Raw genomic sequence first — 13,905 nt, forward strand, 5'->3', positions numbered from 1 at the left:
CCCCGGCCTTACCCTAGGAAGCGACACCGATGCCCGACATCCTCCATCGTATTCTCAGCCGTAAGGCGGAAGAGATCGACGAGCGCAAGCGCAAGCGCTCGATCGACGACATGGCCGCACTCATTGCGGGTCTTCCGGATACGCGCGGGTTCGTCGCCGCCATTGACGCTCGCCTGCATGACGGCAAACCCGCCGTGATCGCCGAGGTTAAGAAGGCGAGCCCCAGCAAGGGCCTTATCCGCGCCGATTTCGACCCGGCACAGATCGCGCGTAGCTACGAGAAGGGCGGTGCCACTTGCCTTTCGGTACTCACGGATGCCGATTTTTTCCAGGGCCACGAGGATTACCTGCGCCAGGCGCGTGATGCCTGCAGCCTGCCGATCCTGCGCAAGGATTTCATCGTCGACGAATACCAGGTCTACGAGGCCCGGGTCATCGGCGCTGATTGCATCCTGCTGATCGTCGCCGCGTTTGGTGATAAGCAAGGCGACGACGTCATCTACGACGAGGGCGCGCTTACCGAGTTGTCGTTGTTGGCGGCCGAACTCGATATGGACGTGCTGGTCGAAGTGCACAATGAGGAAGAGCTCGAGATCGCGCTTGGCTTGCCCGCACCGTTGATCGGCGTGAACAACCGCAACCTGCGCACGTTCGAGACCTCGCTCGGCACCTCGCTGAAGCTGAAGGATCGCGTGGGTTCGGAAACCGCCATCGTCGCGGAGTCCGGCATCCACACGCCCGAGGACGTCCGCAAGCTACGCGAGGCGGGCATCCATACGTTCCTCGTGGGTGAGGCCTTCATGCGCGCGGCCGATCCGGGCGCGGAACTGCAAAAGCTGTTCGGGGTTCATGCCCCGACCGTTCAGCACAAATACTGAGCAGCGCATGACACAGGGGAATGAAGCGGTGGTATCAGACACCACCGCTGACGCGCAGCGCGTTGTCTTGTTCGATTTCGATGGCGTGATCGTGCGCCACCAGACGCTGGAACTCTATTTCCGTGAGCGCCTGTCCGGCTTCGGCCGCTGGCGCCTGCTGCTGGCGCTGCCGTGGCTTCCGTTCGTGCCTTTCATGATCCGCAGCGCCGCAGGCACGCGCATCCTTGGGCGCGTGTTCCTGCGCGTCGTGACCGTCGGGCGCAGCGAGAAGAACTACAAGCGTCTCGTCACCGAGTTCGCCCGCACCTATGCGCGCCGGCCCGGTGTGTTCGTGCGCGATGGCGTGGCGACATTGCGCCGCCACCTGGAGGCGGGTGATCGCGTTGTCATTGTCACCGGCAACGATGGCACGCTCGTGCAGGCCATCCTGGATGAAGTGAACCTTCAAGGCCCTGAGCTCGTCGCATCGCAGGTGCGTGGTGGCGTGTTCGGGGTGCACTTCGTGCGCCACAACGTGGATGGCATGAAGGTAAAGGCCGTGGAGCGGGCGGGCATTGCCCGGCCGTGGGCGGTCGCCTATGGTGATTCCACGTCGGACCTGGCCATGTTGAAAGCGGCGGACGCTGCCAGGCTCGTGAACCCCAGTAAGCGGACGCTGAAGAAGATGCGGAAGCCGCTCGGGGACAAGCTCGAGGTGCTTGGCTGGTACTGAACCAGAAAGATGTTGCGGTGTCGCTTGCGCGTGGCATCCTGCCGCCGCTAGCCTGATCGCCTGCGCCCCGTACTCCCCATGGATGCCCGATGTACCTGTCTTCACTGCGCGAGCTCGCCATAGGCAGCCGCCTAAAGGCCTTGAGCGATTACTTTTACCAGGCCGTGGACGAGGTCTACCGCGCGAGCGGGGCGGGCATCGAATCACGCTGGTTCCCGGTCATGCGCTTCCTGCGCGACGTGGGCCCCACGACCGTGACCGAGGTGGCCACGGCCATCGGCCAGACCCACTCCGCCGTAAGCCAGCTGGCCGATCGGCTCGTCGAGGCAGGCATGGTCGTGCGCCAGCGTGACCCGGGTGACGGCCGCCGCAGTGTCCTGGCGCTTACCGATGCCGGCGAGCGTGCGCTCGGTGCGCTCGGCCCCGTGTGGCTGGCGCTGCGCCGTGGCATGGCTGAATCCATGGGGCCGCGCATGGTGGAACTGCTCGATGCGATCGATGGCTGTGAGCAGGCCCTGGCGGAAAAGCCACTGGTGGCTGCCGTGTTGGAGCAGCGTGCGGCGCTGGCCCGCGAGGGCGTGGCCGTGATCCCGTGGGACCCGGCTTATGCGGATCATTTCCGTCGGCTCAACCAGCAGTGGCTGGAGCGCCATTTCCGCGTCGAGGACGTGGACAGGGCCTTGTTCGCCGACCCCGAAACGCTCGTGATCAAGCCCGGTGGCGGCATTTTCTTCGCGCTGTATGCGGGCGAGGTGATCGGCACCTGCGCCCTGCTGCACGAGGGCGATGGCGTTTACGAGCTATCGAAGATGGGCGTGGACGAGAATTTCCGCGGCCTGGGTGCCGGGCGCAAGCTGCTGGATGCCGCGATCACCGCCTGGCGCGAGCAGGGTGGCAAGCGGCTCTTCCTGGAATCCAACAGCCGCCTTGGCCGCGCGCTGGGCATGTACGAGCGCGCCGGGTTCCGGCGGCAACAGGCCATCCGCCCCGGCTCGCACTACGAGCGGGCAGATGTGTACATGGTGTACGAGGGTGCCTGAGCGCCTGGCGGGTGCCTTCCAGAGCACCCGGATCGCATCCAAAGGGGCAGGCACGCCGGTGCTTGCCCCTTTTTGCGTCAGTGGTCAGCGCGTACCGCGCACCACGATGGTCTTGCCCGAGACATCGATCATCCGTTCCTCTTCCAGCTGCTTGAGGACGCGGCCCACCATTTCGCGGGAGCAGCCGACGATCCGGCTTACTTCCTGGCGGGAAATCCGGATCTGGGTGCCATCCGGGTGGGTCATGGCATCGGGCTCCGTGCACAGGTCCAGCAGCGTGCGCGATACCCGGTTGGTGACATCCATGAAAGCCATGCGGCTCACCTGGCGCGAGGTGCGCAGCAGGCGGTGGGTCAGTTGGGAGCCGATCGCGAACAGCAGCTTCGGGCACTCGGCCGCCAGCGGGCCTTCCAGGAGCTGGAAGAGTCGCTCGTAGCTGATTTCGGCCATTTCCACGGCCGTGCGCGTGCGTACCAGCGATTCACGCTGGGCCTGCTCGACAAACAACCCCATCTCGCCGATGAACTGGCCACGGTTGATATAGGCAAGGATCAGCTCCCGGCCTTCCTCATCCTCGGTGCAGACGGCGAGCGAGCCCTCCACCACGTAGTAAAGGGTATTGGCCGGGTCACCCGGGCGGATGATGGCGGTTTTGCCCGGATAGCGTCGCCGGTGGCAGGCATCCAGGAACCGACCCATGGAAGCCGGGTCTGGCGCGAAGCTCAGAGGAGCCTGCGACCGTTCGAATGCCTGTTGCAACAGATATTTAAGTTGAGCCACAGCAGATTCCGTTGAGCCTTCTATGGCATGGCGCCCCCAAATCAGCAGCTTGCCGACGGTTTTCCGTCGGGCGTCGCCGACTCGCCATGTCCCCGGCCGGATTATTGCAGACAAAGGGTGGACAAAATCCACCATAAATGACGATCCAACCCAAGTTGTTCAAATTCTCGCCACTTTGCCCCATAATTTTACCCCCTCGGCGGCCGGACCCTGTCTCAGGCCGTTCATAAACGAGGGGCAGACTTGTCAGTCTGGCCGTGAGCCATCCAATTCCTTTTTTGCGGGGACCCTTGCTGCTAACCCGTGTCTGCTGCTGGCCGTCATCACCGGCCTCGGAGAGTCGCTGTGGTCAAACCGCTTCCCCGCCTTCGCCTGCAGGGTTTCAACAACCTCACCAAGGCGCTGAGCTTCAACATCTACGATATCTGCTATGCCGTCTCGGAGCAGCAGCGCCAGAACTACATCGAGTACATCGATGAGCAGTACGACGCCGATCGCCTGACCCAGATCCTGACGGACGTGGCCGAGATCATCGGTGCGAACATCCTGAACATTGCGCGCCAGGATTACGATCCGCAGGGTGCCTCGGTCACCATCCTCATCTCCGAGGAGCCGGTGGTCGAGAAGCTCGGCCGCGACACCATTTCCGGTGCCGTGGTAGCGCACATGGACAAGAGCCACATTACCGTCCATACGTACCCGGAAACGCACCCGCACAACGGCATTGCCACGTTCCGCGCCGATATCGACGTGGCGACGTGCGGCGTGATTTCGCCGCTGAAGGCCCTGAATTACCTGATCGACAGCTTCGAGTCGGATATCGTCATCGCCGATTACCGCGTGCGCGGTTTCACCCGTGACGTGAAGGGCAAGAAGCACTTCATCGATCACAAGATCAACTCGGTGCAGGATTACCTGGCAAAGCACATTCGCCAGAAGTACGAGATGTTCGACGTGAACGTGTACCAGGAAAACATCTTCCACACGAAGATGCACATCAAGGACTTCGACCTCGATACGTATCTGTTCGAGGCCCAGGCCGACGATCTCTCGTTCAAGGAGCGCCAGCGCATTGAATCGCTGCTCCGCCGCGAGATCGAGGAACTCTTCCACGGCCGCAACCTGATGTAACAAAAAGCCCCGCGAAAGCGGGGCTTTTTCGTTGCAGCCAGAACGTACGCAGGCAGATCTCGTGTAGGAGCGCGCTTGCGCGCGATCCCCGCTTACCTCAGACCCTGTAAGCCACGGCCTTCATCACCGCCGACGCCGCATGCATCAACCGCGGAATAGGGAAGGGCAGGTCGATACCCCCGCGCGCTTCGGCCGCCTCCGCATGCCGCACCTCATCTTCCTGCATCTGCCGCAGGATCGCCCGCGAGCGATCGTCCTGGGCGGGCAGGCGCTGCAGGTGCTCGGCCAGGTGGGCCTCCACCTGCCGCTCGGTTTCCACCACGAAACCCAGGCTGATCGGATCGCCCACGGCAGCCGCGGCCACGCCGATGGCGTAGCTGCCGGCGTACCACAATGGGTTGAGCAGGCTTGGGCGGCTATCCAGCTGCTTCAGCCGCTCGGCGCACCAGGCCAGGTGGTCGGTTTCTTCCTGGGCGGCGTGCAGCAGGTGCTGGCGCGTGTCATCGGTGCGGGCCAGGGCGGCCTGGCCCATATAGAGCGCCTGGGCGCAGACCTCGCCCACGTGGTTGATCCGCATCAGGCCGGCCGCGTGGCGGCGTTCCGCATCGTCCATCGGCGCATCCGGCACGGCATCGCCGGGGGAGCGGCGGTGCGCCTCCGGGGAGCCGGCCACGGCCTCCATGGCGCGCTCCAGCCCGGCCAGCAAGCGGTCGAACGGGGTAAAGGTACGGACGGACACGGGCGGCTCCTTTGAATGTGGGGACCTGTACACGTTACAATGCCGGACCACCCCACCGGGGTGAATGCGCTGCGGCTGCTTGTCGCGCCCGGCGTACCTGCCATTGGCAGGGCTTGTGTAAAGACCGCGTCATTCTGCTATCATTGTCGGCCCGAAGCTCACCTGCATGGTGGGCTTGCGCGACGCAGGATAAGTCAGTTATTCTCTCGCGTCTTTGCTTTCACCGATTCCGTGTTCCGTCCCTTTGCAGGGCGGCAAACCAGGTATTTTCGAAATGAAAACGTTCAGCGCCAAGCCGGAGAGCGTCAAGCGCGATTGGTTCGTGATCGACGCCACGAACAAGACCCTGGGTCGTCTGTCGACCGAGGTCGCGCGCCGTCTCCGCGGCAAGCATAAGCCCGAGTTCACCCCGCACGTCGATACCGGCGATTACATCGTCGTGATCAACGCCGAGAAGGTGGCTGTCACCGGTGCGAAGCTGGACGACAAGATGTATCACCGCTTCACCGGCTACGTCGGCAACCTGAAGACCACGAGTCTCAAGGATCTGCTGGCCACGCACCCGGAGCGCGTGATCGAGATCGCCGTCAAGGGCATGCTGCCGAAGAACCCGCTGGGTCGCGCCATGTACCGCAAGCTCAAGGTGTACGGCGGTGCCGAGCACCCGCACACCGCCCAGCAGCCGCAGCAGCTGGACATCTAAGGAATCGCCATGGCTATCCAGCAGAATTACGGTACCGGTCGTCGCAAGACCTCGGCAGCTCGCGTGTTCCTTCGCAAGGGCACCGGTGGCATCGTCGTCAACGGCAAGCCGCTCGACATCTTCTTCGGCCGCGAGACCTCGCGCATGATCGTCCGCCAGCCGCTTGAGCTGACCGACAACGCCGAGAAGTTCGACATCATGGTGACGGTCGCCGGCGGTGGTATCACCGGCCAGGCCGGCGCCATCCGCCTCGGCATCGCCCGCGCCCTCGTCGAATACGATGAAGCGCTGAAGTCGCCGCTGCGCAAGGCTGGTTTCATGACCCGCGACGCTCGTGAAGTTGAGCGTAAGAAGGTCGGTCTCCACAAGGCACGTCGCGCTACCCAGTTCTCCAAGCGCTAATCACGCGCTACAATTCGAAGCACGACGGTCAGAGCGCTTCGATAGGTTTCTTGGGAGATCGTCTAACGGTAGGACAACGGACTCTGACTCCGTTTATCTAGGTTCGAATCCTAGTCTCCCAGCCAAAACCGGAAAGGGCCCTGAGCAATCAGGGCCCTTTCTTTTTGTGCCTTTCGCCCTCGTGCAACGTACGCGATGCCGCATGGCACTTACGACGACGCCGTCGGTCGGGGCCATCGCGCATGACATATCGCAACATCCAGGGCATGCGTGCCATCGCCGCGCTCATGGTGGTCTCGTGCCACATGTTCTGGAGCCTGGTGCCGATGCGAACGCACTGGGCGAAGCCCTTCTTCGCCGCCGTGGGCCCGGCCGGTGTCGATATCTTCTTCGTCATTTCCGGCTTCATCATCTACCACGTCGTCCGGCGATCCGTGGCGAGCCTGGGTCAGGTCGGCAGGGGCAGGGCGGTGTTTGCCTTTGCGATGAAGCGGTTTATCCGGATCTATCCGCTGTACTGGATCGCGTTCGCCGCCGCGGGGCTGGTCCTGCTCTGGTCGCCGCCCACGGCGCTCCCGCTGAAGAAGCCGGTCGTCGAGCTACTCATGCTGGTCGATACCATCCCCAATTACGTCGTCGGGGTCGCCTGGACGCTCACCTATGAGGTCTACTTCTACGGCGTTGCAGCGCTAAGCCTTCTGCTCCTCGGAAAGCGGGCGCTTTGGGGTCTGGCGTTCTGGTTCAGCGTGCTCATCGGTGCTGCCATTGCCAGCGCATGGCGTCCTTGGACGGCACCCCTGGACTACCTGTTCGCCCCCATCCTTCTCGAGTTCCTCCTTGGCATGGCTGTCGGGATGCTCGTCGAAAGGGGCGCGCGCAAGTTCCACGGCACGATGTTCCTGGCGGCGACGGTATGGATGGCCGCTGGGACCTGGCTCGTCGCACGCGATCCCGCCTCGTATCTCCTGCGCGTGGCCTGCTGGGGGATGCCTGCCGCAGTGATTATCTATGGCGTTATCACCCTTGAACTGCGCAGCCGCTGGATCATGCCCCGCGCCCTCCAATACCTCGGCGACGCTTCGTTCTCGCTCTACCTGTGGCACGTGATCGTGTTCGATGCCATGGTCGGCGCCTTCGCGCGGCTGGGCTGGATCGGGGTCATTAACCCGGTCGCATTGACCGCCGTCATGGTCGCAGGCGCCATGGGTACCGGCCTGCTCAGCTATCATTACCTTGAGAAGCCCCTGCTGCGGCGCCTCGGACAGTGGTTCGTGGGCCAGCGCGTGGCTTCCAACGCATTGGGAACGGAGGCGCACGCCGGCAATCTCGCCGCCTGAGACCTCCGCACCGTAGGTTATTGGCTTCTGTCGCATGGCAGGCGGCAGCGGAGTGGTGATGAGCAAATCCAAGGGTATCTCCGAACGGCGCAGCGAAAAGTTGCTCGATGAGCTGCTGAGCGCCCAGGGGTGGAACCCGAAGAAGCCTCCCGTTGGCGATGTGTTACTGCAGAACGAATACGCCGCCTTCCCGCTGATCGAAAAAGCCCTCAAGCAGGCCAGCAAGACCGGTGGCGGTAGCGGTTACCCCGAGGCCCTGCTGGTCGACAAGGTCACCGAGAAAGTCCTGGCCGTGGTCGAGGCCAAGAAGCTCAGCAGTGAACACGGCAAGGCGCTTCGCGAGGCACAGCATTACGCCGAGCGTTTCCAGCAGAAAGGTTACGCGCCGCTGGCCATCGGCCTGGCCGGCACCTCCGACGATAGCTTCGAGCTGCGGGTCTCCCGCTACGCCGATGGTGAATGGTCGATCGTGACCTATGGCGGCAAGCCGGTCTCGTGGATTCCCAACCGCACCGATCTCGAGCGCGTGGCATCGCCGCACGGCCGCCCCGAACTGCGCCCGACCATCCCGCCGCCGGAAGTGCTGGCGCGTCGCGCCGAGGAGATCAACCGCCTGCTCCGCGAGGCGAAGATCAAGGATGAGTTCCGCCCGGCCGTGGTCGCCGCCATCATGCTGGCGCTCGCCAGTTCCAAGGGCCGCATCCGCCGCGATGAGGATCACATCCTCAGCGACATCAACGCTGAATGCCTGCGCGCGTTCGAGAAAGCCGGCAAGCCGGCGCTCGGCCGCAGCCTGCACGTGGAGGAGGCGAACACCAAGCTCGCCACGCGCGCGGTCGAGATCGCGCGCATCCTCGAAAAGCTCAACGTCAGCGTGCTCACCGCCGAGCACGATTACCTGGGCCAACTCTACGAAACCTTCTTCCGTTACACCGGCGGCAACACGATCGGCCAGTACTTCACGCCCCGGCATATCGCCCAGTTCATGGCTGATGTGTGCGAAGTGGGTCCGAAGGATCACGTGCTGGATCCGGCGTGCGGCACCGGTGGCTTCCTTGTCGCCGCCATGGACCGCCTGCTGCGGGCGCATGACCTGAGCCGCGCGGAAATGGTGAAGGTGGCGCGCAAGCAGCTCTACGGGTTCGAAACCGAGCCGGTCACGGCGGCGCTCTGCGTCGCCAATATGATCCTGCGCGGCGACGGCGCCACCCAGATCCACCAGGAAGATTGTTTCACCGCGCCCGATTTCCCCGAAGGGAACGTGGATGTGGTGTTGATGAACCCGCCGTTCCCGCACAAGGCCTCCGATACACCGTCGGAAGATTTTGTCGATCGTGCGCTTGAGGCGTTGAAGCATCGCGGCAAGGTGGCGGTGGTGCTGCCCACCAGCCTGATCGTGAAGAAGAGCAAGGGCGCGTGGCGGCACAAGATCCTCAAGCACCACCGCCTGCTCGCGGTGTGCCAATTGCCGGATGAGCTGTTCCAGCCCTATGCCTCGGCCACGACCTCGGTGGTGGTGCTCGAGAAAGGCGTCAAGCACGACCCGAGCGTTGCCACGGTGTTCGTGCGCCTGCACCACGATGGCCTGACGCTGCGCAAAGGCATTCGCGTAGAACGGCCCACCGAGCCGAACGACATTCCCCAGGCCGTTGACGCCATCGTCAACAAGCGTGCCATTCCTGGCTTCTCGGGTCTTGGCCATGTATCCGGCGAGCGCGAGTGGGCCGCCGGTGCCTATGTGGCATCCGCGCCGCCTAGCCGCGAAGAAGTGCAGGATGCCGTGGATGTACACCTGCGCCGTCTCGCCTCGTTCTACGCGCGCTACTCACGCGAGGTCACGGTGCAGCGCGAACAGGTACGCCAGGGCGGCATCCGTATGTCGGGCTACCGCAGCCTGATGTCGCAGGCGAAGAAGGACAACGCCAAGGCACTCTCCGATGCCGCCCGGCCGGGCACGATCGGCGATGCGTTCGATATCGTGTATGGCATGAAGGAGCTGCATAGTCGCGATGGCATCGCCGATGGCGAAACGCTCGTCATCTCGCCGACCGAGGCTTACAACGGCTGCTACGGCTGGCTGGAGTTCGGCCAGGTGATGCAGCCACCGTTCGTCACCGTCGCACAGACCGGATCAATCGGCGAAGCCTTCGTGCAGTTCGAGCCATGCGCGGTGAACGACGATTGCCTGGTGCTGCTGCCACGCAAGCCGCTCAGTGAAGCGATGCTGGTGATCGCTGCGGCGTGCCTGCATGAGGAAAAATGGCGGTTCTCGTACGGCCGCAAGTTGACCCCGGCGCGTATCGCCGAGTTCGTATTGCCGAATGATCCACTGCTTGAAGCGTGGGTGGAGGAGCGGCTGGCGCAGACGCGGCGCGTCGTGCTTACGGCGCTTACCGGGTATGCGGGTGCGGAGGATGCGGCGTTTTTTATTGAGTGAGGAGGGCGCGGTGTTTTTTACCGCGCCCTCTTTGTTTATTTCGCCTTGGGGAGTGCCCAGGCCATCACGTAGTCACCGCGGTCCGGCGACTGGCGCGCGCCACCCACCGTGAGCACGATGTACTGGCGGCCGGTCTTCGGCGAGACGTAGGTCATCGGGCCGCCCTGGCTGCCCACCGGCAGGCGGGCCTTCCACACTTCCTTCCCGGTAGATTCATCGAATGCGCGCAGGTAGTAATCCTGCGTGCCGGCGAAGAACACCAGGCCCGAGCGGGTGGCCAGCGAAGCGCCCAGCGTGGGCATGCCAATGGGCATCGGCAGGTGCAGCTTCACCCCCATGGGGCCGGTATCGCGCACGGTGCCGACAGGCACCTGCCAGGCGATCTTTCGCGTGGCCAGGTTGATCGCGGTCATGGTGCCGAAGGGAGGCTCCTGGCAGGGAATGCCCGCTGGCGACATGAAACGGTTGCGATCCGACCAGTACGGTGTGCCATACATCGAGGCCAGGCCCATCTCGACACCACCGCCGCTGCCCTTCACGGCGTTGCGCGGGATCAGGCGCGTCCACAGGCCGATGCGCATGTCGTTGACGAACATCAGGCCGTTCGCTTCATCGATCGAGACGCCACCCCAGTTCATGCCGCCAAGTGAGCCGGGCCACTGCAGCGAGATGTCTTCACCGGGTGCGGTGAACGGCCCTTCGTAGCGCATCTTCTTGAACTGAATGCGGCAGTACAGCTGATCGAACGGGGTGGCCCCCCACATGGACGATTCGGTGAGGTGCTGGGTGCCGATCATCGGCATGCCCACGGAGAACGGCTGTGTCGGCGAATAGCGCTCGCCCTTCGCATGGCCCACCGCAACGGGCTTCTCCACGACATCGGCGATCGGCTGGCCGGTCGCGCGGTTCAGCATGAAGATCTGGCCTTGCTTGGTGACTTGCAGCAGCGCCGGCAATGTACCGCCCTTGCCATCGGGGACATCCACGAGGGCGGGCTGTGCGGGAAGGTCGTAATCCCACAGGTCGTGGTGCGTGGTCTGGAAGTGCCAGCGCACCTTGCCCGTGGCGGCATCCAGTGCAACGACCGAGGAGCTGTACTTGTCGTCGGCGGGCGTGCGTTCGCCGCCCCACTGGTCCGGCGTCGTGTTGCCCGTGGGCAGGTACACCAGGTTGAGCTTCGGGTCGTACGCCATGGCCGTCCACACGTTGGGCGTAGCACGCGTATAGGTGCCATCCGGACGCGGGGGCGCCTTGACGTCCTCATCGCCCGGGTTCCATGCCCATGCCATCGCGCCGGTGTGCACATCAAACGCACGGATGGCGCCGGTGGGCTCATCGGTTTCGATGTTGTCCGCCACGCGGCCACCGATCACGACGAGATCGCCCGCCACCAGCGGTGCCGAGGTGATCGTATAGAAGCCAGGCTTGACCAGGCCAAGGCCCTCGCGGAGGTTCACTTCACCGTTTGTACCGAAGCCATTGCAACGCTTGCCGGAATCTGCGTCGAGCGCGATGAGGCGCGCATCGATCGTGGTCTCGATGATCCGGCGGCGGCATTCGCCCATTGCGCCCGTCGCCACCGGCGTGGCGTTCGCATTGGCACTGCCATCGTCGTGGAAGCCGAGGCCGCGGCAACGCTGCCAGTTGGGCGCCTCGCTTTTCGGATCGAAACGCCAGCGCTGTTCGCCGGTATCGGCATCCAGGGCGATCACTTCGTTGTGTGGCGTGCACACGTATACCGTATCGCCGATCTGCAGCGGCGTATCCTGGTCTTCCGCACCAAAGCCATTGCTCTTGGGGATATCGCCGGTACGGAACGACCATGCCAGCTGCAAGTCCTTCACGTTTTGTTTGGAGATCGCGGTATGCGCGCTGTAGTGCGTGCCCGCCGGCGTACCCGCCCATGCGGTCCAGTCGGCAACGTGGGCCTCCGCGGTCGTAGCTGTTGCGGGTACCTGTGCGGTATCGAGCGTGACACCGTGGCGGGTGAACATGGAGGCAAGCGAGATGGCGACACCCACGGCGAGTAGCGCGGTAGCGAGGGGAGCCGTGCGGCTGGCCTGCTCGCCCCTGCGGCGCTTCAGTGCGGGGTACACCACGCCAACGAGCACACCCACGCCGGCGAAGGTGAGCAGGCGCGAGATCAAGCCCCAGTAGTTGAAGCCGGTGTCGTATAGCGACCAGGCCGCCGTGCCGAGCAGGGCCACCGCATACACTTTCACGCCGAGCGGCTGCGCAGCGACAAGCAACGCGCCCGCAAGCAGCAGGGCCACACCCATGCCGATGAAGTACCAGCTGCCACCCAGCGATGCCAGGGTGACGCCGCCCCATAACAGGCCCGCGCCCATCAGCGCGACAAGCACGCCTAGCAGGCGAGCCAGCCATATCAGTGCGGTGGACGCACCTTTGCTCTTGTTCATCGTTGCCACCTTTCGTTTCAGAGCGTCGCTTTCAGTTGCACGCCGAAAGCGATCACGTTTTGCGTACGGCGTTGCGAGAAGGCGCCCGGGTCCATCACGTACTGGACATCGGGGCGCACGAGAAACCACCGGTTTACGCGCCAGCCGTAACTCAGCTCGACGACGCTTTCCGCATCCGGCAGTGTGTTGAGGAAGGCATCCTGCATAGGCGCGGCGTATGTGGCACGCCATGCACGGTTAATCCTGGGGTTGATCACGGCACGCACGTAGCCGAGCGCGATGGTGTCCTGGTCGCGGCCAGGGAAGGTGCCTTGGTAGATCGCATCGGCGGAATACCACGCGGTCATTTGCGCGCTGCGGCCATCGGCCTTCATGACTTCGGCCGCAAGTGTCAGGCCGCGCCGCGGATCGCGTGTTTCCTGATATACGCGTTGCGTGCCCAGCGCGTACACGCCGTATCGTCCACTGACGCTTCCGGCTCCGCCCTGGCGCGCCACGCGGCTGGAGTCGTAATAGGTGCCGAGCTTCAGCTCCGCCGCGTGGGCCGCCTGTGCATCGCGGCTGTGCAGGTCCAGTTCGAGGGGAAACAGGGTGCCTGTCGCGCCACGCGCATGCAGCGAGAAACCATGGTCCTCGGTGCTGTAGCCTGGGTTCACCTGGAAGGCGCCCACACGGAGATCAACGCGTGGTGACATATGCCAGTTCACGCGGATACCGGGGCGCGCATTAGGGTAATTGCCCCAGCCGCTACCGGCTGACATCGCGAGCGGGTGCGCGCAGAACGCAGCGTTCACCAGTTCGCACAGGATGGGCAGGCCGCCGAAATCGTTGCCCATGGCCCACAGGCCGACCTTCACGTTGGCGCGGTGATTCGCCACATCCTGGTCGTAGCTCAGCTCGGTGAGTTTGAGGAACTGGCTGCTGTACACCTCCTGGATCGGCATGCGGTTGCCTGCCAGGTCGGTGGTGACGCCGCGCCCCGCTCGATCGTTGAGCGTGATGTGGAATGCGCCCTGCGACCAGCCGGCTGCCTTCCGCATGTCGATATCGAGGCCGAAGCGCACCTGCTGCGCATACCGCGTACCTCGCTTGAGGCCGCCGCTTGCGACGCGGAACGTCTCCGAGACGTAGTCGCCGCGTACCGTCACGCCGTGCTTCTCCCAGCGGCTGCGAACACTCGCCACGCTCTCGGTCGGCGCATCGGCGTCATCCGCTGTGGCGCCACCCCCGAACGAGGCCATCGCCATGAACACGCTCGCGCTCCACAACGCCTTCCGGCGGCGGCGTGATGCGCGCACGGGGGCCCTTGAACTGCACTGCATAAAC

12 protein-coding genes and 1 tRNA gene are annotated in these 13,905 nt (G+C 64.0%); 9 read left to right on the forward strand and 4 right to left on the reverse strand.

All coding sequences use genetic code 11. From position 1 onward, the window contains the following. Positions 1–29: 29 nt before the first annotated feature. The 3 genes from trpC (at position 30) to ABIE56_RS10025 (ending at position 2,630) form a co-directional block, all read left to right on the forward strand. On the forward strand, positions 30–878 hold the full coding sequence (gene trpC / locus ABIE56_RS10015; RefSeq protein WP_429243665.1) for an indole-3-glycerol phosphate synthase TrpC: 849 nt from the start codon (positions 30–32) through the stop codon (positions 876–878). Between the two features lie 7 nt (positions 879–885). Then, positions 886–1,590, forward strand: a complete 705-nt coding sequence (locus tag ABIE56_RS10020; protein WP_429243666.1) for a haloacid dehalogenase-like hydrolase — start codon at positions 886–888, stop codon at positions 1,588–1,590. Between the two features lie 89 nt (positions 1,591–1,679). Continuing rightward, complete coding sequence (locus ABIE56_RS10025) at positions 1,680–2,630, forward strand: bifunctional helix-turn-helix transcriptional regulator/GNAT family N-acetyltransferase (protein WP_429243667.1); 951 nt, start codon at positions 1,680–1,682, stop codon at positions 2,628–2,630. Positions 2,631–2,714: 84 nt separating this feature from the next. Here the strand turns inward: ABIE56_RS10025 and crp are convergent, their stop codons facing one another. After that, entirely contained in the window at positions 2,715–3,410 is a 696-nt protein-coding gene (gene crp / locus ABIE56_RS10030; RefSeq protein WP_429243668.1) for a cAMP-activated global transcriptional regulator CRP, read from the reverse strand. A gap of 345 nt (positions 3,411–3,755) precedes the next feature. Between crp and speD the strand changes: the two genes are divergently transcribed. Beyond that, the gene (gene speD, locus ABIE56_RS10035) at positions 3,756–4,541 is read left to right on the forward strand and encodes an adenosylmethionine decarboxylase (RefSeq protein ID WP_036109987.1); all 786 of its coding nucleotides are present in this window, start codon (positions 3,756–3,758) and stop codon (positions 4,539–4,541) included. Between the two features lie 97 nt (positions 4,542–4,638). Here the strand turns inward: speD and coq7 are convergent, their stop codons facing one another. Further along, complete coding sequence (gene coq7 / locus ABIE56_RS10040; protein ID WP_429243669.1) at positions 4,639–5,280, reverse strand: 2-polyprenyl-3-methyl-6-methoxy-1,4-benzoquinone monooxygenase; 642 nt, start codon at positions 5,278–5,280, stop codon at positions 4,639–4,641. A 274-nt stretch (positions 5,281–5,554) separates the two neighbouring features. Between coq7 and rplM the strand changes: the two genes are divergently transcribed. The 5 genes from rplM (at position 5,555) to ABIE56_RS10065 (ending at position 10,159) form a co-directional block, all read left to right on the forward strand. Beyond that, complete coding sequence (gene rplM / locus ABIE56_RS10045) at positions 5,555–5,983, forward strand: 50S ribosomal protein L13 (protein WP_045828717.1); 429 nt, start codon at positions 5,555–5,557, stop codon at positions 5,981–5,983. Positions 5,984–5,992: 9 nt separating this feature from the next. Further along, on the forward strand, positions 5,993–6,385 hold the full coding sequence (rpsI, locus tag ABIE56_RS10050) for a 30S ribosomal protein S9 (RefSeq protein WP_429243670.1): 393 nt from the start codon (positions 5,993–5,995) through the stop codon (positions 6,383–6,385). A gap of 51 nt (positions 6,386–6,436) precedes the next feature. Beyond that, positions 6,437–6,510 (forward strand) — tRNA-Gln (locus ABIE56_RS10055). 117 nt (positions 6,511–6,627) lie between these two features. Continuing rightward, positions 6,628–7,722, forward strand: a complete 1,095-nt coding sequence (locus ABIE56_RS10060) for an acyltransferase family protein (RefSeq protein ID WP_429243671.1) — start codon at positions 6,628–6,630, stop codon at positions 7,720–7,722. A 58-nt stretch (positions 7,723–7,780) separates the two neighbouring features. Beyond that, the gene (locus tag ABIE56_RS10065; RefSeq protein WP_429243672.1) at positions 7,781–10,159 is read left to right on the forward strand and encodes an N-6 DNA methylase; all 2,379 of its coding nucleotides are present in this window, start codon (positions 7,781–7,783) and stop codon (positions 10,157–10,159) included. A gap of 35 nt (positions 10,160–10,194) precedes the next feature. On the opposite strand, the gene ABIE56_RS10070 is transcribed toward ABIE56_RS10065, so the two are convergent. Both ABIE56_RS10070 and ABIE56_RS10075 read right to left on the reverse strand, forming a co-directional pair. Further along, positions 10,195–12,579 carry a membrane-bound PQQ-dependent dehydrogenase, glucose/quinate/shikimate family gene (locus ABIE56_RS10070; RefSeq protein ID WP_429243673.1) on the reverse strand — a complete coding sequence of 795 codons (2,385 nt, stop codon included), beginning with the start codon at positions 12,577–12,579 and terminating at the stop codon, positions 10,195–10,197. Between the two features lie 17 nt (positions 12,580–12,596). Then, complete coding sequence (locus ABIE56_RS10075) at positions 12,597–13,826, reverse strand: carbohydrate porin (RefSeq protein WP_429243731.1); 1,230 nt, start codon at positions 13,824–13,826, stop codon at positions 12,597–12,599. Between the last annotated feature and the right edge of the window lie 79 nt (positions 13,827–13,905).

Origin of the sequence: Luteibacter sp. 621 (assembly GCF_050435445.1) — a bacterium.
Classification (GTDB): Bacteria; Pseudomonadota; Gammaproteobacteria; order Xanthomonadales; family Rhodanobacteraceae; genus Luteibacter.

What these genes read in the sequence shown, in the direction of transcription:
- ABIE56_RS10060 (WP_429243671.1), top strand. Translation starts at nt 6,628, where the DNA reads ATGACATATCGCAACATCCAGGGCATGCGTGCCATCGCCGCGCTCATG.
- ABIE56_RS10020 (WP_429243666.1), top strand. Translation starts at nt 886, where the DNA reads ATGACACAGGGGAATGAAGCGGTGGTATCAGACACCACCGCTGACGCG.
- ABIE56_RS10070 (WP_429243673.1), bottom strand. Translation starts at nt 12,579, where the DNA reads ATGAACAAGAGCAAAGGTGCGTCCACCGCACTGATATGGCTGGCTCGC.
- rpsI (WP_429243670.1), top strand. Translation starts at nt 5,993, where the DNA reads ATGGCTATCCAGCAGAATTACGGTACCGGTCGTCGCAAGACCTCGGCA.
- ABIE56_RS10025 (WP_429243667.1), top strand. Translation starts at nt 1,680, where the DNA reads ATGTACCTGTCTTCACTGCGCGAGCTCGCCATAGGCAGCCGCCTAAAG.
- rplM (WP_045828717.1), top strand. Translation starts at nt 5,555, where the DNA reads ATGAAAACGTTCAGCGCCAAGCCGGAGAGCGTCAAGCGCGATTGGTTC.
- trpC (WP_429243665.1), top strand. Translation starts at nt 30, where the DNA reads ATGCCCGACATCCTCCATCGTATTCTCAGCCGTAAGGCGGAAGAGATC.
- ABIE56_RS10065 (WP_429243672.1), top strand. Translation starts at nt 7,781, where the DNA reads ATGAGCAAATCCAAGGGTATCTCCGAACGGCGCAGCGAAAAGTTGCTC.
- ABIE56_RS10075 (WP_429243731.1), bottom strand. Translation starts at nt 13,826, where the DNA reads ATGGCGATGGCCTCGTTCGGGGGTGGCGCCACAGCGGATGACGCCGAT.